Here is a 19,897-nt window from a genome sequence, read left to right as displayed (position 1 = left end):
CGGGGCACCGAGCGTCGTCGTCTGTCGACGGGGGAGCGGGTCAGTCGTCCTTGTTGCGCAGCACCTGCCGCAGCTTCTCCCGGTTGAGCCCGGCGATCGCGGTGAGCGGGATGCCCGCGGGGCACACCTCCGCGCACTCGCCGTACACCGAGCACGGACCGAACTCCTCCTCGGCGGCACGCGTGATGCCCTTGGCTCGGCGGCTGCGCTCCTTCTGGCTGGAGGGCAGCGTGGCCAGGTGCATGGTCTTGGACCCGGCGAACAGCTGGGCGGAACCGTTGGGGCACGCCGCCACGCACGCACCGCAGCCGATGCACGCGGCCAGGTCCAGCGCCCACTCCGCTGACTCGTGGGACACCGGGACGGCGTCCGCGTCCGGGGCGCTGCCCACGGAGGTGGAGACGAAACCACCGGCTTCGATCACCCGGTCCAGCGCGCTGCGGTCCACCGCGAGGTCCTTGACCACGGGGAACGCGCCGCTGCGGAACGGTTCGAGCTGCACGGTGGCGCCATCCTCGAAGGAGCGGAGGTGCTGCCGGCAGGACGGCGTCTTCTCCTGAGGGCCGTGGGGTCTGCCGTCCACGGTCACGCCGCACGCCCCGCAGATGCCCTCGCGGCAGTCCGAGTCGAACGCGATCGGCTCCTCGCCACGGGTAACGAGGTCGTCGTTGAGCTTGTCGAGCGCCTCCAGGAGGGAGAACTCGGGTCCGACCTCCTCCAGCAGGTACTCCTGGAAGTGCCCTTTCTCGGCGCCGGACTCCTGACGCCAGACTTTCAACGTGAGTTTCACGAGGATGGTCCTCTCATCGGTAGTCGCGGGTCTCGGGCGGGACGCTGGGGAACTCCAGGGGCTCCTGGTGCCTGATGTAGCGCGGTCCCTTTTCGCCGGTCTCGCCGGAATCAGCACGCTCCCACGCGGACGCGAACAGCCAGTGCTCGTCGTCGCGCTGGGCCTCGCCGCCCTCGGTCTGGTGCTCCTCGCGGAAGTGCGCGCCGGCGGACTCGTCCCGGTCCAGCGCGTCCAGGCACATGAGCTCGGCCATGTCCAGGTAGTCGGCCACGCGGCCGGCGCGCTCGAGCTCCTGGTTGAAGCCGTCCGGGCGGCCCTGCACGCGCAGGTCCGTCCAGAACTCCTCGCGCAGCTCCCGGATGCCTCGCAGACCCTCGGCCAGCCCCTCGGCGGTGCGCGTCACCCCGCACTTCTTGTACAGCAGGTCGCCCAGCCTGCGGTGGAAGCGCTCCGGGCCCTGCGTGCCGCCGATCTCGACCAGCGCCTGCACGCCCGCCTCGGCCTCGGCAACCGCGGCCCGCACGACGTCGTCGTCCGGTGAGAGCTTCGGCTTGCCCAGCAGCGGTGCCAGGTAGTTGGGCACCGAGTAGGGGAGCGTGAACCACCCGTCCACGCACGCGGAGAGCAGCGAGTTGGCGCCCAGGCGGTTGGCGCCGTGGTAGCCCCAGCCGGCCTCGCCGCCCACGAACAGCCCGGGGATCGACGTCATCATGTCGTAGTCGCTCCACAGCCCGCCCATGGCGAAGTGCGCGCCGGGCGCAATGCGCATGGGCTCCTCGTACGGGTCCTCACCGGTGGCGTCCGAGTACATCTCGAAGAGGTTGCCGTAGCGCTCGGCGATCACCTTCTTTCCGAGCCGCTCGATCGCGTCCCGGAAGTCCAGGTACACGGAGTTCTTCAGGGGCCCGACGCCGCGGCCCGCGTCGATCTCGGTCCGCGCGGCCCGGCTGGCGACGTCGCGCGGTGTGAGGTTGCCGAAGGCCGGGTATCGGCGTTCGAGGTAGTAGTCGCGCTCGTCCTCGGGAATCTCGTTCGGGGGCCGGTGGTCCCCGGCCTTCACGGGAACCCAGATTCGGCCGTCGTTGCGCAGGGACTCGCTCATGAGAGTGGTCTTCGACTGCCACTCGCTGGAGACGGGAAGTGCCGTGGGGTGGAACTGGATGAAGCACGGGTTGGCGAACAGCGCCCCGCGCCGGTGGGCCCGGAACGCGGCCGTCACGTTCGAGTTCTTGGCCAGCGTGGAGCGGTAGTAGACGTTGCCGTAGCCGCCGGTGGCGAGCACCACGGCGTCGCCGGTGACCGCGGAGATCTTTCCAGTGACAAGATCGCGCACCACGATGCCCTGGGCGCGGCCGTCCGCGACGATCAGGTCCAGCATCTCCGTGCGAGTGTGCAGGTTCACCTGTCCCGTGGAGACCTGACGCAGCAGCGCCTGGGCGGCGGCAACCTGCAGCTGCTGACCGGTCTGCCCGCGCGTGTAGTAGGTCCGGGAGACCTGTACGCCGCCGAACGAGCGGGTGGCCAGCCCGCCCCCGTACTCGCGGGCGAAGGGCGCGCCGATCGCGTTCATGTGGTCGATGACCCGGATGCTCTCCTCGGCCAGCCGCCAGGCATCGGCCTCGCGGCCGCGGAAGTCGCCGCCCTTGACGGTGTCCTTCACGAACCGGGCGATCGAGTCGTTGTCCACCGTGCGGGCGCGTGCGGCATTGATGCCGCCCTGGGCGGCCACCGAGTGGGCGCGGCGCGGGGCGTCGTGGAAGGTGAACGACTCCACGTTGTAGCCGAGTTCGCCCAGGGCCGCCGCCGCACCTGCACCGGCGAGTCCGGTGCCCACGACGACCACGGTGAACTTCCGACGGTTGAGCGGGCCCACCATGCGGTAGTGCAGCCGCCGGTCCGCCCACATCTGGGACGGGGGCACGTCCGAGCCCAGGCCAGGGAGGTCCGAGCCCACGGTGCGCAGCTCGTCCAGCAGGGCCTGCGGCTGGGTGGTCGAGGATGCTGTCATCACTGAATCACTCCCAGGAGAACCAAGACGGGGATCGAGATGTTGCCCAGGCAGATGGCAATGGCGACCAGCCCTGCCACCCACGCGGCGAGCTGCCGCAGCCGCCTGCCGGTGGCGCCGAGGTCGTTGGCGGCGGTCCACGTCCCGTGGGCCACGTGCACGGTGAGCACCAGCATGGTGAGCATGTAGAACAGGGCCACGACGGGCCGCTGGAAACTGGCGACCAGATTGGCGTACGCCGATCCGCTCTCGAACGCCCCGGATGCGGCCGGATGGACACCCAGCGTGAGGTCCAGGATGTGGAAGATCACGAACAGCAGGATCACCAGGCCGGTCCCGAGCATCGAGCGCGCCATCAGGGCGTCGCCGCGACGCAACCCGGTGCGCTTGAACGGCCCGCGGGCTCGACGGGCGCGCGTCCACAGCAGGAGCCCGCAGCCCACGTGCAGCACCAGGCTGATCAGCAACACGACGCGCAGCACCCACAGGACACCCTCGTAGGGCATGAGCGGCATCAGGATCTCGCGCAACCAGTGTGCGTAGTGGTCGAACTCCTCCTGGCCGCGGAAGATGTGCAGATTGCCGTACATGTGCACGAACACAAATCCGACGAAAATAAGACCGGTGACGGCCATGGTGGTTTTCGCGGCGAAGTTCGACACCGGCAGCCGTGTGCGCGGCGGGGCTGACGTGCGTTGTTTTCGCTGAATGGTCGCCGTCATCGTTACCCCTCGTCAGTGGGTGAACTGAGTGCTGAACTCCGGGAGTTCATCGCCCTCAATTCTACGCTGGGAGGGGCATTGCGGGACGTGTTCCGAGGCGTTTCCGGTACTACCGCCAGAAAGGATTGTGGCGGGTGCCGAGGGCATTGAGAATAACTAAGGTTTGCCAATCGTAATTTCACAGTGTGGGTCTTTTTACGGTGTCCCGTTCCCACTCGCGGGGTTCCGGACCCCCTGGGCGGCTGTACCGTTCCCCAGGGGGTCCGCAGCCGAGTGTCTCGCCTCGCACCCGTCACTCTCCGCGGAGGGTTCCCGCCCGAATTGCCCGGTTCAGGACTAGCGTTGACCCTGTGATCAAGGCGTCGCTACGGCGCGTGGCAGGCGGTGGTACGAGGGTCCGCTGGCTCCCGGAACCCGCCCCGCTGCGCGACCGGCGGCCGACGACGGCGCGCACCGCGGCGACGTCGCGAGCCCGCCTTGAGGACTGCTCACCCGCCGGACGTCGTGGAGGCTCCAATGTGGACCCAATCTCTTGACACCCTGGGCAGCCTGCCCCTCACCGCGCTCGTGGCCGCGATCCCGATAGTCGTGTTCCTGGCCTGCATGATGCTGTTCAAGCTCACGGGGCTGACATCGGGGCTCATCGCGCTGGTGGTGCAGATCCTGGTGGCACTGCTCGTGTTCCACATGCCCGTCTCCGCCGCGGCCGGTGCAGGTCTGCTGGGGCTGCTGACCGCGCTGTGGCCCATCGCGTACATCATCGTCATGGCGGTGTGGCTGTACCGGCTGAGCGTGCGCTCGGGCCGTTTCGACGTGATCCGCTCCTCGATCGCCGCGGTCTCCGCTGACCAGCGCGTGCAGGTGCTGCTCATTGCGTTTGCGTTCGGCGCGTTCCTGGAAGGCGTGGCCGGCTTCGGCGTGCCCATTGCGATCTGCGCGGCACTGCTCGTGCAGCTGGGGTTCCCGCCCGTGCGCGCCGCAGTGCTGTGCCTCGTGGCCAACGTGGCCGCCGGTGCCTACGGCGCCATTGGCGTGCCCGTGCTCGTGGGCGCGCAGGTCACCGGCATGGAGACGCAGGAACTCTCGCGAGCCCTCGTGCTGCTGCTCCAGCCGCTCACGTTCCTCGTTCCGTTCCTGCTCGTGTGGATGGTCGACGGGGTGCGCGGCCTGCGCGAGGCCTGGCTCCCGGCGCTCGTCTCCTCGGTGGTCTTCTGCGCGGTGCAGGGTGGCCTGCTGTGGTTCATGGGCCCCGAGCTGGCAGATCTCGCGGCCGGCCTGCTGGCCATGGTCGCCCTGTTCGCGGTGTGCCACGTGTGGTCCCCGCGCCGGATCTCGCGTGCCCCGGAGGCCCCCGAGACCGCTGAGGCCAGCCATCCCGCGAGCGAGGTGATCCGCGCGTGGAGCCCCTTCTACATCCTCACCGCCGTGATCCTGCTGTGGTCCATGCCCGCCGTGCAGAACCTCTTCACCAAGGGTGCGCTGAGCTTCACGACCTTCAAGGTGCCCATGCCCGGGCTCACCGGTCACGTGACCACCGCCGCCGGAACGGTCGTCAATGCCACTTGGACCTTCTCGATCCTTGGTGCCACCGGAACGGCCATCCTGATCGCGGTGCTCATCACGTTCTTCACCACCCCGCAGCTGCACACCAAAGAACTGGGGGAGGAGCTGGCGGGCGCACTCAAGGCGCTGGGCCCGGCCATCCTGCTCATCGCCGTGATCCTGGTGCTCGCGAACATCGCCAACTACTCCGGCGGCTCCACCGCCATGGGCACCGCGCTTGCCGCGGTCGGTCCCATCTTCCCGCTCATCGCCCCGGTGATCGGCTGGATCGGGGTATTCCTCACGGGCTCGGTGGTCAACAACAACACCCTCTTCGCGCCGCTGCAGGTGGCGACGGCGCAGGGCATCGGCGCCGCCCCGTCCCTCCTCGTGGGGACCAACACGGCAGGCGGCACCACCGCAAAGGTCATCTCCCCACAGTCCATCGCGATCGCCGCCGGCGCGGTGGGTCTCAACGGGCGGGAGAGTGAGATCATGCGCGGCTCCATCGCCTACAGCCTGGGCATGCTCGCGGTGGTGTGCGTGTGGACGTTCGTGCTGGCCCTCGTGTGAGCAACCCTCGGGTGAGTGTCTGAGGGGGCGCGTCCTCAGGCGGGCCACGACCCCCTCGCGGGTGGGTCGTTCGGTGCATCGGGTCAGCTGGGAGATGCCGCAGGAGGAGAGCGACTGCCCCTCGGCGGTTCCGGCCGAGTGAACCCCCGTTGATCCAATATGCCCGTGCCGTTCGGTCTCATCGCCGTGGTGCTCATGCTGACAGTGGCGGCCCTCGTGTGGCGCCAGCCGGCGGACAGGCCCGTGCACCGGCCCGTCAACGCCTGAGCGCCCAAGGCGACGTCGCGGCTGTCCTTCTCCACCCGGAGCGTGCAGTCCCGGGAAGCCGGGGCCGTTCAGCCCTGGGGTGACGGCGCGGTGAGCCAGTCCACGAGGCCCGGCCACACGGCGTCGGCGGCGGAGCGGCGGAACAGGCCGTGGTGGCCGATGCGCGCAACGGCCAGCTGCTCCGGGGTGAACGTGCGGTGCTCCACCGCGGCGGAGGTGAGCCGCCCGGTCAGGGCCCTCATCTGCGCGGGGCTGGCCCAGGGATCGTCGGAGGCGCCGAGCGCGAGTACATCCTGGGTGACCGCGGCCGCGCGGGCCGTCGCGTCCATGGACGGGTCGTCGAAGAAGTAGCCGGGACGCCGCGCCCACGACCCCCACTCGACCATCGCGGCTGTCGGCATGTTTTCTCCGATGCCGAGCCGATTGCCGGGCATGTACCCCAGGGTCCGGCTCAGCGCCGGGCCCACGACATGCAGCATGGCGGCCACGCGCAGCTGCTCCTTCCGCGGGGCGATCGTGCGGGTGTGCGCCAGGTGGGAGGAGACCACCGCGAACCGGTCGAGGCCCTCGAGCCCGTGGCCGAGGACCATGGCGTGCCCGCCGATGCTGTGACCCACGGCGTGCAGTGGAAGCCCGGGGAACCGTGCGCGGGTCCAGGCGGCCACGGCGGGGACGTCCCCGCCCATCCAGTCGCGCATGCGCAGGTGCGGGTTCTTCCGGGGCTCGCCGGAGCGGCCCGTGCCGCGGTAGTCATAGGTCACCGCCGCGAGACCGCGGCCCGTCACGTACTCGGCGAACCCGGCGTAGAACCGTTCGGGCGTTGCGGTGGCGGGGTGGATGACGACGACGCCGCGCGGCTCGCCCTCGGGCAGCCACAGCGTGCCCGCCACGGCGTCCGAGGCGACGGGAATGCTCAGGTTTTCGCGGCGGATGCCGGCTCCGGGGGAGTTCCGGTGGTCAGACATAGAAGTTACTCTACGGTATTTCCAGCGGCTCAGCCCTGGGCCGTCACAGTGACGGTGGCTCACGTCGCACGCAGGGACGCCACGTCCGTCTCGGGGGCGGAAGAGTCAGTGGCAATCGGGTGGAGCTCCGCGCGAGCGCAGCCTGAAGGACGCGTTCGGCACCTCCGCGGGCACCGCGGCCGTCGCCTGCGGTGCCTTCTCCGCAAGCATGACGATCGGCCGTCTGCTGGCAGACCGGGTCGTGGAGTGGCTCGGCTCCGGGGCGGTCCTGCGCTACGGGGCGTCCCGCCCCTCGCACCCGGTGAGCAGCGTGACGGCCAGTACGGCCAGGGTCGCTCCTCGGCCCGCAGTCGTGGTGCGTGGCTCAGCGGATTCCTCCCTGAGCTACCGTGGACCGGGTAGGACCTACAAGACCCCCGGCAACTGAAAAGGTGCATATCCCCGTGCGACTCATCCTGGTGCGTCATGGCCAGACCTCGTCCAACGTGGGCCATCACTTGGACACCGCCGCACCCGGCGCGGACCTCACCGACCTGGGGCGTGAGCAGGCGCGGGCCCTCGTGCAGGCGCTGGCGGGTGAGCCCATCAGTGCGATCTACGCCTCCAACCTCGTGCGCACCCAGCAGACGGCCGCCCCGCTCGCGGATGCGCGCGAGTTGTCGACCGAGATCCGTGAGGGTCTGCGTGAGATCGGTGCCGGGGATTTGGAAATGGCCAACGACCACGATTCGATCGAGACCTATCTGGAATCAGCGTTGAGCTGGGCGGATGGCGGCCTTGATTCGAGGATCCCCGGGTCGGACGAGAACGGCCACGACGTCATGGCGCGCTTCGACGCCGCCGCCGAGGAACTCGATGGGGCAGAGAGATCCGGCAGCTGAGAACACACAGCCTCACGGGGCGCGGTGGGAGACCACAATGAAGCATGACGATCGACTCATTGCGCGCCGTTTACGACCGCACCCGGATGGTTGGCTGGGACTTCTCACGGTTGGAAGGCCGACTGACCGCTACTGAGCCACCGTGGGATGTCGAGGCAGGCTGTCTCGCGGCCGTGCGCAGTGCGTCCCGATCAGTGGACCTCGGGACCGGGGGTGGCGAACGGTTGGGAACGCTGCTCGCGGGAACCCGCGTCGGAAGCCGAGGTTGCGCATGGAGTTGAAGAAAGTGTTCATGGCCACAACAGCACGCACAGACGCCAGGGCAAGAGCGGCAACCGCCCCGCCCCATGTCACTTTCCCCCGAACTCTCCGCGACCTGCCAGACTTTAACTCCGACCACACGAAGGGAAGATCATGGAAGACACGCCCAAAACTCAGCCCAGCAACCCGCAGAAGGGCACCCCGTGGGGGCTCATTCTGATCGTGCTCGCGTTCCTGCTGGCCACCGCCATAGTGATCGGCGTGGGCGTCGTGTCCCTGGACATTGGCTTCGGAGGCTGACGACCTCGTAGTTCGCCGCCCGTTCCCGGGATCCAGGCGGTACATCTGACGACGGCGGACGGCCACCTCGAGCGCGAAGGTGACCGTCCGCCGTCGTCGTACTGCCGTTAGAAATCGGGCAACGCCATCAACGGCGCGGGGGCCCGGGAGTGCGCTGGGAACGGCAGGACTTCTGCAACCGCGACAGCTTCTCGCCGAGCTGTTCCTGTTCCTCGGGCGGCGCGCTGACCCCGCTGGTCCGCTCGGCCTCCTGGTAGAGGTCACCGCTCATCACGTCGACCAGGTGCTTGGCGCACAGGTTGGACTCGTCCACCGCCTGGATGAGGGCATTCGCGTGGCGGGGCGTCCATCGGCGGTTCGGGTCCAGGCGGTAGAGCAGGGCACGGATCAGGTCCCCGCGCAACCCTTCCTCGGCAATGACGGGGCGCGCGCTGACCAGCCACGTGACCAGTAGGACCGCTACGAAGAGGACACCGAGCCAGCCGATCACGGGGAAGACCTTGGTCACGAGCTCGGTGAACGGCAGGAAACTCAGCCCGAACCCGACCAGCGTGACCGCGATGAACACGAGCCGCCCCCACCGGGCATGCCAATGTAGTACACCGGAGTACTGCACCGAGCGGCGTTCGATCACTTCCGGGGGTCCTCCGCGGACAGGGGGGAGGTCAGTTCATCACGGCGGACAATCCGCTCCCGGCCATCCACACCCCCACGATCGCTGCGATCCACAGAAGCGTGACCTTCGCTTCCCGCTCGAGCGTGGGGACGATCCTCTCGAGGCGCGGCCAGATCCGCCGGCCGGCCAATGCTGCAGCCGCGATGAGCACGAGCGCGGGCAGGATCATCACGACGCAGTAGGCGGCGAGCAGGGCCAGTCGCAGCGGCCAGCCGATGTCCATACTCGTGATGATCCCGTTGGCCGCGAGATAGGGGACCATCGTGGCGGCCTCCGTGAGAGCAGCGCCGGCACCGAGGGCGACCATGGCACCGGGATGCAGGGACCTGGGCGGTGCGCGGTGCCCCTCGCGCTTCACGGGGTCCGGTGCGAAGATCCCGTACGCGAGCAGACCCAGCCCGGCGACCACCTTGAACCACTGGGCGGGCTCGCTGTCCCAGATCCTCCCGGCCACGTCGGAGAGGAGGTCGAACCCCAGGGCGATCGCGATCCCCAGGAAGAAGTAGAGGAGCACCACGGTCGCGAAGTAGAAGAACAGCGGGACCGCGTCCACGCGCCGCCGGGAGATCACGAGGACCAGGGGGATCACCAGGGTCCCGAGGCTCATGCTGTCCAGCAGGGCCAATCCGAGCAGTGCGAGAAGGTCACCCATGTGTGCCGCCTTGTCTCGTACGAACGTATGCCATACCGCAACCATACACTTGTATGAGAGGGGGTGGTCAGATGCCACAGGAGAACGAGAGTCGCGGGATGATCCCCGCCCGGGTCATGATCGCGGAAGCGGCGATCCGCGTGATCGCCCAGCAAGGTTTCGACGTGGTGAGCGTGCGCACCGTGGCCCAGGAGTCCGGGATCTCCCCCGGGACCGTTCAATACCACTACAAGACGCGGCGCGATCTGCTGCTCGCCGCCCTCGAGAGGTCCGTGGAGCGACAAACCCAACGGGTCATGGCTGCGCGGGGTCTGAACGGCTATCGGGCATCCCTCGCTCGCACCCTGCGTGAACTCCTGCCGTTGGAGGGCGTGCGGAGGGAGGACGCTGCCGTGTGGGTCAGCTTCGGGGCGGCCGCCTCCACCCGGGACTGGCTCGCGAGCGTGTACTGGCAGAACCTGCAGATCTTCCACGAGGGTGTCCTGAACGTCCTGCGGCGGGCCCAGGAGGACGGGAAGCTACGTGAGGGGCTGACCCCGGACACCGCCGCGCCCCTGGTCACGGCACTCGTGAACGGGTTGGCCCTGGATCACCTCAACGCACCCGAATCCGTTCGGGAGGGCACCGAACAGGCCCTCGATCGGGGGCTGTCGTTGATCCTCACGGACTGAGCCTCCTCAACGCCGTCGCGTCCCAACCCACCGTGTCAGGGCCCGTGCGTAGGGTCGGATGCATGATCCCCCACGACACGAGACTGCGCCGCCATGTCCCCTTGATCGTGCTGGAGGTGCTCCTCGTGGGGACGCTGATCTTCGAGATCGCCCGGGAGAACGGCCCGGCCGTGTTCTTGCTGTCCGCACTCGTCCTCGCGGCGCTCGTCCCGCTCGCCCTGGAGCCGATCGCCCGCGCCAGCATCCCCATGACCCTGCAACTGCTGTACGCGGTGCTGTTGTTCGGCGGGGCGTTCCTGGGAACGTACTTGCACGTCTACGGCGTGTGGACGCCGTGGGACACCGTGGTCCACTTCTTCTCGGGAATCCTGATCGCGCTGGGCGCCGATCACGCGTGGCGCATCCTGTCCCGGCGGCATGGTTTCGTCCTGCCCACGTGGCTGTGGGGGCTCGCGATCGTGTCGTTCAGCGCCTTCATCGCGTTCCTGTGGGAGGTCGCCGAGTTCGTCACCGATCTGGTCTCGGACAGCAACGCTCAGGTGAACAACCTGGACACCATGACCGACATGATCGCGGGCACAACGTCCGCGCTGATCGTCGTGGTCGTCCTGGCGCTCACCCGGGCGGGGGGCCGAACGTCCGTGTGACGAGGACGGGTTACTCGATCACACCGCACGCCAGGCGGCTGCCGGCGTCACCCGTGGAGCGGGTGTCCTCGTCCGGTCCCTCCGGGGCGTAGCGCTCGGGGATGTTCGCGTAGTTGTCCGGGCCGGAGTGGATCATCAGCGCGGAGCCGTTGTCGTCCCGCAGGTTCTCGGCCGTGAGCCGGTCCGTCTCGAACGACATGGCCGCCCGCCCGGATTCCGTCACCAGCAGCGCGGGAAGGTCACCCGCATGCTCCGGATGGCGAGCGTCGTCGCCACCCAGGTGCCCGCCGGCGGACAGGAATGCGCCGGTCTCGGAGGGATCGTCCGGCGCGGAACTCTCCGCCTCGCACACGCCGTTGCCGTGCACGTGCAGGCCGTAGTACCCCGGTTCCAGACCGGAGAACTCGACCGAAACCCGCATCGCATCCTGGTCGGCCTCGGTGAACTGCGCGGTGCCGACCTCCATTCCCTCGGCATGACGCACCGTGGCGGTGGCCAGGGGACCCGGGCTCGACGCCGCCGTCGCGGCCCCCTGCCCACCCGTCGGATCCGCGGTGGTGGCGTCATTGCCCTCGCCGCACGCGGCCAGTGTCAGCATGCCCGCGAGCCCCAGGAAAGCCAGTCCGCCGCGGGCTCGGAAGGGGCGATGGGTGGTGGGGGGCTCGTCGGTGGCCGGGGGTGTCATTGCGCTCGCGTTCATGGCATCTCCTCATCGTCGGTCCGCTGGGCCGGCAAGGGTCGTGATGCCGACCATGCAACGGAGGTGGCTCTTCCACCGTACACATGACGAGGGTCACAATCGGGAGTATTGCCAGGTGGGAGGCCGGTTCCGCACCGAGCACGGGGTGCCCCCGGGCCGACATCCGGCACCCCGGCGGCTACTGTGAGGACATGACGGAGTCAGCAACGCAGGAGTCGGTGGACGTGATCGTGATCGGCGGCGGCGCGGTGGGAGAGAACGCCGCGCAGTACGCGATCGAGGGCACGGACCTCACCGCAGTCATCGTGGAGGGTCACCTGCTGGGCGGGGAGTGCTCGTACTACGCGTGCATGCCCAGCAAGGCGCTGTTGCGCCCGGTCGACGTGACGGGACTGACGGACGACCTCGAGGGCGTCGTCCCCACGCGGCTCGACCGGGACGGCATGCTCGCGCGGCGCGACTCGTTCGTCTCCGACTACGACGACTCCTCCCAGGTCGAGTGGGCCGAGTCCGCGGGCATCCGCGTGGTGCGCGGCCACGCCCGCCTCGTGGGCGAGCGCTCGGTGCGCATCGAGGCCGACCACGCCGCCGCGCGCACCCTCACCGCGCGGCACGCCGTGATCCTCGCGACCGGCAGCGAGCCGAGCATCCCCTCCGAGTTCGACGGAGCGCACCCGTGGACGTCCGCGGACGCGACCGGCGTGGTCGAGACGCCGGAGAGCATCGCGATCGTGGGCGGGGGAGTCGTGGCATGTGAGGCCGCGGTGTGGCTCAACGCCCTGGGATCCCGGGTGACCCTGCTCGTGCGGGGCTCGGGTTTGCTGTCCGGCAACGAACCGTTCGCGGGGGACACCGTCCTGGACGGGTTGCGCGCCAGCGGCGTGGAAGTGGTGCTCGACGCATCCGTCACCAAGTGCACCCGCAGCGATGCCGAGGACACGGGGCTGGGCCGGGTCCACGGCGGGCAGGTCCACCTGGAGACCTCCGCCGGGACCGTCGACGTGGCCGAGGTGCTCGTGGCCACAGGCCGTACCCCGCGGTTGCGGGACGTGGGACTCGACGCGGTCGGGCTGAGCGCGGACGACGTCCTCTATGAGAAGCTCCCCGCATGGCTGCACGCCGTGGGCGATGCCAGCGGCGATGTGCCCCTGACCCACTGGGGCAAGTACCGCGCCCGGGTCATCGGGGCCAGGATCAAGGCGGCGGCCACGGGGGCGCCCGCGCCGTACGAGGTGGAGAATCCGCCGGTGCCCCAGGTCGTGTTCACGCAACCGCAGGTCGCGCAGACGGGACTGACGGAAGCCTCCGCGCGGGACCGGGGGATCGACGTCGTCACCGCGGAGGTGCCCTACAACGGTGCGGCCGGCGCGGCGCTGCTGCGTGACACCATCTCTGGAAAGGCCAAGATCGTCGTGGACCGGGAGACCCGGTGCCTCGTGGGTGCCACGTTCGTGGGCCCGGACGCTGGCGAGCAACTGCACGCGGCCACGATCGCGATCACGGGGAAGGTACCGGTGCACGTGCTGCGCCACGCGGTGCCCAGCTATCCCACGGTCTCGGAACTGTGGTTGCGGCTGCTCGAGGAACTGCCCGAGCAACTGCGCCGGGCGCCGGAGTAAAAGGTTCCCGAATCCGCTCGCGACGGCCATACTGGGACCGAATCATCCGGGATGCGTTCGTCGAAGGAGCCTCACATGACCCCCTCACTCGCCACGTACATCGCCCTGCCCGGAACCACCGCCGAAGCCATGGAGCACTGGCACGACGTGTTCGGGGGTGACCTGCACATCCTGCGCTACGGCGACATGGACCTGCAGGGCATGCCGTTCGAACCGGATCCCCAGGCCGTGGCCCACTCGACGTTGACCATGCCCGGCGGGGTGATCGCCGCCGGTGACGCCATGGGGGACGACGACTACCCGCTCACCGGGACCGCCTACTCCCTGCTCTACACGACGGAGACGGCCACGGAGGCGCGGGCCCTCATCGAGAAGCTCGAGGCCGGCGGTGGCCACACGGGCATGCCGTTCGAGAAGGCCCCGTGGGGCGACTGGTACGGCCAGGTCTTCGACCGCTACGGCGTGATGTGGTCGTTCTCGGCGTCCCAGGAATGACGTCCGTCGGGGCCGATATCGGTCCCGGCGCCACCGGGGCCTCCGATATCGTCACCGCGCCGCCCCCCCTGCGGCCACTCCACACCGACGACGCCGCTGCCGTCCTCTCCGCGTTCTGCTCCGACCCGGCCATGTCCCGGCAGGGCACGGTGACCACGTCGGAAGAGGCAGAGGAGTACGTCCACCGGCTCACCGACCCGGGCGTAAGCAAGGTCGCGTGGGCCGTATGCCACGGGGACGGGCCCGTGGGGCTCGTGTGCATCGCGGTGGACGAGCAGAACCGGAACGGCTGGTTCTCCTACTGGATGACGGAGGCTGTCCGTGGCCGCGGGTGGACGTGGACACCTATGGACGGCTGCGAACGGATCCCCGGTGGCAGGGCAGCGCGGCGGCGGCCCGGTTGCGGTCCGGCGACCGTCGGCGCTACCGCACGGCCACGGCGTGACCCACGGTCGCGGGGTGTTTCCGGGAGAACTCCACGGGGAAGTCGGTCGTGATCCGATCCACGCCCAGGGCCACCATGCGGTTGAAATTGCGCTCGGCGTTCACCGTGTACACGCTCATGCCCAGCCCTGCCGCACGGACCCGGTCCACCGCGGCCGCATTGAGCCAGCGGTGGTTGGACCCCACCTGCCCCGCGTAGGTGGAGATCCGCGCGAGGGTCTCGGCATCGGGAACCCGGTACACGAGCTGCTGCAGGGGGACCTCCGGGGCCAGCACCGCGAAGCGCTGATTGGAAGCAGCGTCGAACCCCAGGACCTCGATTCGCCCGTCGCGGACCAGACGCTGCCACCGGGGATCCGATCGCAGACGCTCCACGATGATGTGCTCGATACCGGGGGACGTGTCCGGGGACTTGATCTCGATGAACACGCCGATCGCGTCGCGCGCAACCTCCGCGGCGTCGTCGAAGTGCGGGATGCGTTCGCCCCGGAATGCGCCGGAGAAGGACGAACCAGCGTCCAGCCGTTGCAATTCGGCCCATGTGAACGACGTGACCGGGTCGTTCTCCCGGCCCGGGAACACCTCGGCGGCGTTCGTGGTGCGCGCGGGGGTGGGGTCGTGGAACGCGAAGGGCACACCGTCCGCGGAGAGCTGGACGTCGAGCTCGAAGAACTGCGCACCCGAGGAACGGGCCACCTCGAACGCCGCCACCGTGTTCTCGGGTGCGACCCCCGCGGCTCCGCGGTGGCCGACCAACAGGTGGGCCGGCGCAGTGGTCATTCCCGCAGTGTCCTCCCGCCCGCGGGGTGCTGTCGGGAGGGCCGTGGGCCGGATCCAGCGGAGGGGGTCCGTTGCGAGACGGTCGGTCAGGGGGGTCGTGCGGGTGCGCATCCAGAGCCTCTCACGGGTTGCCGTACGGAGATGGCCTTGCCGGTCGCGTGGTGATGACCGACGAACGGGCCGAACCCATGGTCGCGGGGGGACATGACGGCTGTGGAGCACCCCGATGACCGAGGTGTTAACTCGGCACCACGGATCACAGCCGGTGTATTAACCCGGCGTCCGCCGCCGAATGCACCTCCGGCGGATCGCACCCGGTCCGTTACTCCAGCGGGTCACCCTTGGTGCGGTCCAGCGCGACCCGGACCAGGGCCGCGGCCAGGATGGGGAGTTTTTCGGGCGGGACGAGGTCCGCGAGGTCGTGGGCGTCGTCGGGCAGACCGATCCGCCGGGCGCCGTCCAGGGCCTTGGCGTCGAAGAACGGCGCGAGGCCGGGCCAGACACCCTGTACCTCCCGGGCGAAAATCGCGGCGCCCGCGGGGCCGATCCCCGGGAACTGCTGGAGCGCCTCGAGGACGTCGTCGGTACCGTCCGCGCGCTCACGCACGCGGCGCAGATCCCCTCCGTACTCGTCGATCAGGAGGGCGGCGCCGTCGCCGAGCATCCTGGAGGTGCGCTCGTCGTAACGCTTGTAGCCGCCGCGACCCAGCGTCTGAACCCGTTGCCGCCACGACGCCGCGCGCATCCGTTCCGGGGTGCGGTACCCGGCCGTGAACAGCTCGCGCGCGGAGGTGACCGCCACCTTGGCCCCGATGCGCGCGGACAGCAGATTGGCCAGCACCAGCAGCTGGAACAGGGGAGCGGGCGTGTCCCGCAGCTCGATGCCGGCGTCCTGCGCGTACGTGGTGCCGTGGCGCTCCAACAGCACGTGCACGGTGTCCTCGTGCGATCGCGTCATGCGTCCCTCCCTGCCTGGATCTCTGTGTCCGTGTCGTCCGACATCATGCCGCCCACGACCGGATCGTTCGCGGCCGTGCTGCTCACGACGGCGTGAATTCCGCTCCCGGCCAACTCTCTCGTGCGCACCGTCACTAGTAAATAAACTGACAATCGACGCCACATCGCGGTGGCAGACCCCACGGTTTGGTGGGCATTCACAGCCTCGACGAAAGGAAGTGCCATGGCGGAGAACACCGACGACATCCAGAAGGTGCGGGACATCATCAAGGGCACCCGCATCGCCATGCTCACCCACGTGGACGGGGATGGTCACCTGGTGTCCAAGCCCATGGCCACGCAGGAGGTCGAGTTCGACGGCACCGTGCGGTTCATCGCGGAGCGCGACTCCGAGCAGGCGCAGGCCCTGCAGCAGCGCCCCGAGGTGAACGTGGCCTACTCGGGTTCCGGTTCGTGGGTGTCAGTGTGTGGCACCGCGCGCATCGTCAACGACGAGGCCAAGCTCAAGGAACTGTGGAGCAGCTTCACCGGTTCGTGGCTCCAGGGCGGCCCGGAGAACCCCAACAACATCCTCATCGAGATCGACGGCCACAGCGCCGAGTACTGGGACAGCCCGGGTAACAGCAAGGTGACCCAGGTGGCCAACTTGATCAAGTCCAAGGTCAAGGGCGACACCGTGGACGGCGAGAACAAGGTCGTGGATCTCTGATCCGAACCGCCCGTCCGACGGCCGTTCGATCCCCATGGATCGGGCGGCCGTTGCGCATGTCGGGGCTCGTCCGGCACGGGGCGCCTCGTCCGGGCGGGGGCCCGCGCGCCTACCATGGAGTATGACCGTACGCCTACTGTCGATCGAGACCGCCGTCCCCGACACCGTCATCCGGCAGGAGGACGTGTCCCGGCTGTTCGCCGAGCAGCCGGGGATGACCAGGCTCGGCACGCGTGTGGTGCGTTCCGCCTTCGCGGGCGCCGGGGTGAGCACACGCCACACGGTCCTGCCCGAGCTGGGCGTTGTGGCATCGGGGACCGTTGACGGGGGCGACGCCGCGGCGTCGCCGTTCGTGGATCCCACGACCCGGTACCTGCGCTCGCCGGGAACGCACGCACGCAACCAGCTCTACACCGAGCACGCCAAACGGATGTTCGTGACAGCCGCCCGGGCGGCCCTCGACGCCGCGGCCCCCGGGATCGAGCTCGCGGATGTGACCCACGTGATCACGGTGTCCTGCACCGGGTTCTTCGCACCGGGCCCGGATGTGCGCGTGGCCAAGGACCTGGGGCTACCCGCGGACGTGAAGCGGATGCACCTGGGGTTCATGGGCTGCAATGCCGCGTTCCCCGCCCTGCAAGCCGCGTACACCGCGTGCCGCGCGGATCCGGACGCCGTGGTGCTCGTGGTGTGCGTGGAGCTGTGCACCCTGCACCTGCACGTGCGCAACGATCCCGACACCGTGATGGGCAACGCCCTGTTCGCGGACGGTGCGGCCGCCGCGGTGGTGACCGGGCGCGACGCCGCCGCTCCCGGCGCTACCCTCGAGCTCGTGGACTTCGAGACGACCCTGGCCCCAGTGGGCGAGGAGGAACTCGCGTGGAGCGTGGGGGACGAGGGCTTCGAGATGATCCTGGGGACCTACGTGCCGCGGATCATCGACGACCACGTGACGGACGCACTCGCACCCCTGCTGGACCGCGCGGGGCTGAGCGCGGACCGGATCCCCCTGTGGGCCGTGCACCCGGGGGGACGCAGCATCCTGGACAAGGTGCAGGGACGGCTCGCGCTCACGGACGAGCAGATGGCCCCGTCCCGCGGAGTGCTCGCGGACGCCGGGAACATGAGCAGCGCGACCATCCTGTTCGTGCTCGAGCGCCTTGTGCGAGCGGGGGACCCGGGCACCGTGGCGGCGCTCGCGTTCGGCCCCGGCCTGAGCATCGAGAGCGCCCTGCTGCGGGTCCGTCCCGCGTCCGAGACGAGGTGAGCGATGAAGCCTATGCTGCGCAACAACCCTCTGCCGCACGCTGATGTCCTGGGCCGCCGCGACCCCCTGCTCCGCCACCGCAGCGTGGACGAGCCGGAGCTCATGGACGATCCGGCCTGCGATCCGGTGGCCCTGGACAACACCTACCGCTTGTTCGGGGTGATCAACCCGCTCGTTGCATCCTGGTGGCCCGTCTACCGCCGGTATGTACGTCCCGCGTTGCGTGCCGCTGCCCGAGAGGGTCGCCCCGGCACCGTGCTGGACATCGGGTGCGGCGGGGGCGACGTCGCCCGGGCCATCGCCCGCTGGGCCGCTCGCGACGGGCTGGACGTGCGGATTACCGGGATCGACCCGGACGCCCGGGCCACCCGGTGGGCGGCCGCGCACGACCGCGGAGTGGGCGCCACCTACCGGACGCTCGCGAGCCACGATCTGGTGGCAGCGGGGGAGCGCTACGACGCCGTGATCTCCAACCACATGCTCCACCACCTGACACGGAAGGAGCTGTCCGCCGTGCTGGCGGACTCACGTCGGCTGACCCGTGGGGTAGCGGTGCACAACGACCTGCGCCGCAGCCGCGCGGCCTGGCTGCTGTACTGGGTGGCCACGCTGCCGCTCGCACGAGCCAGGGTGTTCGTGCGCTTCGACGGTCTGCTGTCCATCCGGCGCAGCTACCGCCCCGGAGAGCTGCGCCAGGCGCTGCCCCCGGGGTGGCGGGCCGTGCAACAGCGGTTCTTCCGGCTGCTGGCGGTGCACACCGGCCAGGACGCGGAGCCGGTCCGGGCGGACCGGACTCAGTCGGACCCGGGACGCACGTCCTGATCCCAGCCCTGCTGAGGCGTCTCGCACGTTTCCCGGAACACGTACTGGGAGGGGCGTTTGCGTTCGCGGCTGGACCAGTCGATCGCCGGGCGGTGGGTGCGCTCGGGCACGTAGCCCAGCCGGTACACGGCCATGAGCTCCAGATCCTCCGGAACGCGCAGCACGTCCACGATCCGCTGCCACTGGTGCGGTGCCTCCATGGGGAAGGACACGAACTGGATCCCCATACCCAACTCCACCGTGGTGAGCCACAGGTTCTCCATGGCGGCACCCATGCTGAACACCGAGTAGAACCCGGACAGTTCCTCCGGGCGGTATTCGCCGCGCTCGAGCATCACGCCGATCAGCAGCGGGGACCCCGCCACGAGCTTGCGGTTCTCCTCGCCCAGGGTCTGGGGCACGCGCAGCTTGTTCATGAGGCTCTGCCCGGAGGGCGTGAACGCCTTGGACGTGAACGGGCGCAGCAGCGCGGGCAGTTTGTCGAACAGCATGCCGCTGCGCTGGGCGTCCATCTCCTTCTGGCTGAACCGGAAGTACTTCTTGTACCGGTCGAAGAACGTGCCCGCGCCCATGACCTCGGTCATGCTCTCCCCGCTGATCCGGGCGACGGTCTCGATCGTGTCCCGGTCCTCGATCAGCACGAACCGCCACGGCTGGCTGTTGAACTGGGAGGGAGCCGCGGCCGCCGCGCGGATCAGCAACTGTTGGTGCTCGGGGCTCACAGGATCCGGGCGGAACGGGCCGTTGGTGGTGCGGCGGTTGAACACGGCATTCAGGAATTCCACGATTCACCTCCAGGCCAGCGCGAGGCCGGCCACGTAGCAGGGAGCCGCCGCGAGGGCGTCTCGGGTGTGACGTCGCAGCGGGTGCGCACCGTGGCGCTGCAACAGGAAGAGCGGGACGACCGCCGGTGCGAGGACCGCCGCCACTGGGGAGCGCTCACGCACCGCGGCCACGCATGCCGCCGCGGTCACGGCGGACGTGGTGATGTACAGACCGTGGTGGATCCACCGGACGTTCGAGGTGTTCACCCACCGGGCGGCCACGGACGCCCCCAGCGCGCAATTGGCGGTGTATGCACCGGCGGATGCGGTCACGAGCGTGCGCAGCAGGTTCATGACTCTCCTCGCCGGTGGGGTGCGTCCCGTG

General features: G+C 69.4%; 23 protein-coding genes. 12 read left to right on the top strand and 11 right to left on the bottom strand.

Annotation, left to right across the window (positions count from 1 at the left end; genetic code table 11):
- Positions 1–40 precede the first annotated feature (40 nt).
- Genes IE157_RS00550 through IE157_RS00540 form a run of 3 tightly spaced genes read right to left on the bottom strand, consistent with a single transcriptional unit; the run spans position 41 to position 3,520 of the window.
- Positions 41–790 carry a succinate dehydrogenase/fumarate reductase iron-sulfur subunit gene (locus tag IE157_RS00550; protein WP_193518842.1) on the bottom strand — a complete coding sequence of 250 codons (750 nt, stop codon included), beginning with the start codon at positions 788–790 and terminating at the stop codon, positions 41–43.
- A 13-nt stretch (positions 791–803) separates the two neighbouring features.
- The gene (locus tag IE157_RS00545) at positions 804–2,798 is read right to left on the bottom strand and encodes a fumarate reductase/succinate dehydrogenase flavoprotein subunit (protein ID WP_193518841.1); all 1,995 of its coding nucleotides are present in this window, start codon (positions 2,796–2,798) and stop codon (positions 804–806) included.
- Positions 2,798–3,520 (bottom strand): succinate dehydrogenase cytochrome b subunit, encoded by a 723-nt coding sequence (locus tag IE157_RS00540; protein ID WP_193518840.1) that lies wholly within the window; start codon positions 3,518–3,520, stop codon positions 2,798–2,800. The genes IE157_RS00545 and IE157_RS00540 overlap by 1 nt, the downstream gene beginning before the upstream one ends.
- A gap of 516 nt (positions 3,521–4,036) precedes the next feature.
- Here IE157_RS00540 and IE157_RS00535 point away from each other — a divergent pair.
- Positions 4,037–5,635 carry an L-lactate permease gene (locus tag IE157_RS00535; RefSeq protein WP_193518839.1) on the top strand — a complete coding sequence of 533 codons (1,599 nt, stop codon included), beginning with the start codon at positions 4,037–4,039 and terminating at the stop codon, positions 5,633–5,635.
- Between the two features lie 335 nt (positions 5,636–5,970).
- Here IE157_RS00535 and IE157_RS00530 read toward each other — a convergent pair whose 3' ends face one another.
- Positions 5,971–6,867, bottom strand: a complete 897-nt coding sequence (locus tag IE157_RS00530; protein ID WP_193518838.1) for an alpha/beta hydrolase family protein — start codon at positions 6,865–6,867, stop codon at positions 5,971–5,973.
- A gap of 208 nt (positions 6,868–7,075) precedes the next feature.
- Between IE157_RS00530 and IE157_RS00525 the strand changes: the two genes are divergently transcribed.
- The 3 genes from IE157_RS00525 to IE157_RS00515 all read left to right on the top strand — a co-directional run bounded on the left by IE157_RS00525 (position 7,076) and on the right by IE157_RS00515 (position 8,309).
- A complete protein-coding gene (locus tag IE157_RS00525) occupies positions 7,076–7,294 on the top strand; it encodes a hypothetical protein (RefSeq protein ID WP_179861253.1) in 219 nt (72 codons plus the stop codon).
- Positions 7,295–7,310: 16 nt separating this feature from the next.
- Positions 7,311–7,748, top strand: a complete 438-nt coding sequence (locus IE157_RS00520; protein WP_193518837.1) for a histidine phosphatase family protein — start codon at positions 7,311–7,313, stop codon at positions 7,746–7,748.
- A 414-nt stretch (positions 7,749–8,162) separates the two neighbouring features.
- Positions 8,163–8,309, top strand: coding sequence for a hypothetical protein (locus tag IE157_RS00515; protein ID WP_193518836.1), 147 nt, complete (start codon positions 8,163–8,165; stop codon positions 8,307–8,309).
- Between the two features lie 127 nt (positions 8,310–8,436).
- Here the strand turns inward: IE157_RS00515 and IE157_RS00510 are convergent, their stop codons facing one another.
- Positions 8,437–8,943 (bottom strand): hypothetical protein, encoded by a 507-nt coding sequence (locus IE157_RS00510; RefSeq protein ID WP_193518835.1) that lies wholly within the window; start codon positions 8,941–8,943, stop codon positions 8,437–8,439.
- A 31-nt stretch (positions 8,944–8,974) separates the two neighbouring features.
- Complete coding sequence (locus IE157_RS00505; RefSeq protein WP_193518834.1) at positions 8,975–9,637, bottom strand: GAP family protein; 663 nt, start codon at positions 9,635–9,637, stop codon at positions 8,975–8,977.
- A gap of 71 nt (positions 9,638–9,708) precedes the next feature.
- Between IE157_RS00505 and IE157_RS00500 the strand changes: the two genes are divergently transcribed.
- Entirely contained in the window at positions 9,709–10,308 is a 600-nt protein-coding gene (locus IE157_RS00500; RefSeq protein WP_131332545.1) for a TetR/AcrR family transcriptional regulator, read from the top strand.
- Positions 10,309–10,370: 62 nt separating this feature from the next.
- Positions 10,371–10,955, top strand: coding sequence for a hypothetical protein (locus IE157_RS00495; RefSeq protein WP_131332546.1), 585 nt, complete (start codon positions 10,371–10,373; stop codon positions 10,953–10,955).
- Between the two features lie 10 nt (positions 10,956–10,965).
- Here the strand turns inward: IE157_RS00495 and IE157_RS00490 are convergent, their stop codons facing one another.
- On the bottom strand, positions 10,966–11,655 hold the full coding sequence (locus tag IE157_RS00490; RefSeq protein ID WP_082943248.1) for a superoxide dismutase family protein: 690 nt from the start codon (positions 11,653–11,655) through the stop codon (positions 10,966–10,968).
- Between the two features lie 191 nt (positions 11,656–11,846).
- On the opposite strand from IE157_RS00490, the gene IE157_RS00485 reads away from it, so the two are divergent.
- From IE157_RS00485 to IE157_RS13040, 3 genes are all read left to right on the top strand, one after another.
- Entirely contained in the window at positions 11,847–13,274 is a 1,428-nt protein-coding gene (locus tag IE157_RS00485; RefSeq protein WP_193518833.1) for a dihydrolipoyl dehydrogenase family protein, read from the top strand.
- Positions 13,275–13,349: 75 nt separating this feature from the next.
- Positions 13,350–13,769, top strand: a complete 420-nt coding sequence (locus tag IE157_RS00480; RefSeq protein ID WP_064846013.1) for a VOC family protein — start codon at positions 13,350–13,352, stop codon at positions 13,767–13,769.
- Complete coding sequence (locus IE157_RS13040; RefSeq protein WP_193518832.1) at positions 13,766–14,266, top strand: GNAT family N-acetyltransferase; 501 nt, start codon at positions 13,766–13,768, stop codon at positions 14,264–14,266. The genes IE157_RS00480 and IE157_RS13040 overlap by 4 nt, the downstream gene beginning before the upstream one ends.
- Here the strand turns inward: IE157_RS13040 and IE157_RS00470 are convergent.
- Both IE157_RS00470 and IE157_RS00465 read right to left on the bottom strand, forming a co-directional pair.
- Entirely contained in the window at positions 14,193–14,993 is an 801-nt protein-coding gene (locus IE157_RS00470; RefSeq protein WP_318281230.1) for a glycerophosphodiester phosphodiesterase, read from the bottom strand. The genes IE157_RS13040 and IE157_RS00470 overlap by 74 nt on opposite strands.
- Before the next feature lie 322 nt (positions 14,994–15,315).
- On the bottom strand, positions 15,316–15,951 hold the full coding sequence (locus IE157_RS00465) for an HhH-GDP family DNA glycosylase (protein WP_193518830.1): 636 nt from the start codon (positions 15,949–15,951) through the stop codon (positions 15,316–15,318).
- A gap of 222 nt (positions 15,952–16,173) precedes the next feature.
- Here IE157_RS00465 and IE157_RS00460 point away from each other — a divergent pair, with 222 nt between their 5' ends.
- The 3 genes from IE157_RS00460 to IE157_RS00450 all read left to right on the top strand — a co-directional run bounded on the left by IE157_RS00460 (position 16,174) and on the right by IE157_RS00450 (position 18,748).
- On the top strand, positions 16,174–16,659 hold the full coding sequence (locus IE157_RS00460; RefSeq protein WP_064846016.1) for a pyridoxamine 5'-phosphate oxidase family protein: 486 nt from the start codon (positions 16,174–16,176) through the stop codon (positions 16,657–16,659).
- A 121-nt stretch (positions 16,660–16,780) separates the two neighbouring features.
- Positions 16,781–17,926: a type III polyketide synthase gene (locus IE157_RS00455; RefSeq protein WP_193518829.1), complete on the top strand. Its 1,146-nt coding sequence runs from the start codon at positions 16,781–16,783 to the stop codon at positions 17,924–17,926.
- A gap of 12 nt (positions 17,927–17,938) precedes the next feature.
- Positions 17,939–18,748, top strand: a complete 810-nt coding sequence (locus IE157_RS00450; RefSeq protein WP_193519296.1) for a methyltransferase domain-containing protein — start codon at positions 17,939–17,941, stop codon at positions 18,746–18,748.
- Here the strand turns inward: IE157_RS00450 and IE157_RS00445 are convergent.
- Both IE157_RS00445 and IE157_RS00440 read right to left on the bottom strand, forming a co-directional pair.
- Entirely contained in the window at positions 18,721–19,533 is an 813-nt protein-coding gene (locus IE157_RS00445) for a nitroreductase family protein (RefSeq protein WP_193518828.1), read from the bottom strand. The two genes, IE157_RS00450 and IE157_RS00445, sit on opposite strands and share 28 nt — an antisense overlap.
- A 3-nt stretch (positions 19,534–19,536) precedes the next feature.
- Positions 19,537–19,866: a hypothetical protein gene (locus tag IE157_RS00440; RefSeq protein ID WP_064846019.1), complete on the bottom strand. Its 330-nt coding sequence runs from the start codon at positions 19,864–19,866 to the stop codon at positions 19,537–19,539.
- Positions 19,867–19,897 lie beyond the last annotated feature (31 nt).

The organism is Kocuria marina (assembly GCA_014652975.1).
GTDB lineage: Bacteria > Actinomycetota > Actinomycetes > Actinomycetales > Micrococcaceae > Kocuria > Kocuria marina.
The sequence above is the reverse complement of the archived record's forward strand: the minus strand, read 5'-3'. Positions and strand labels throughout refer to the sequence as shown.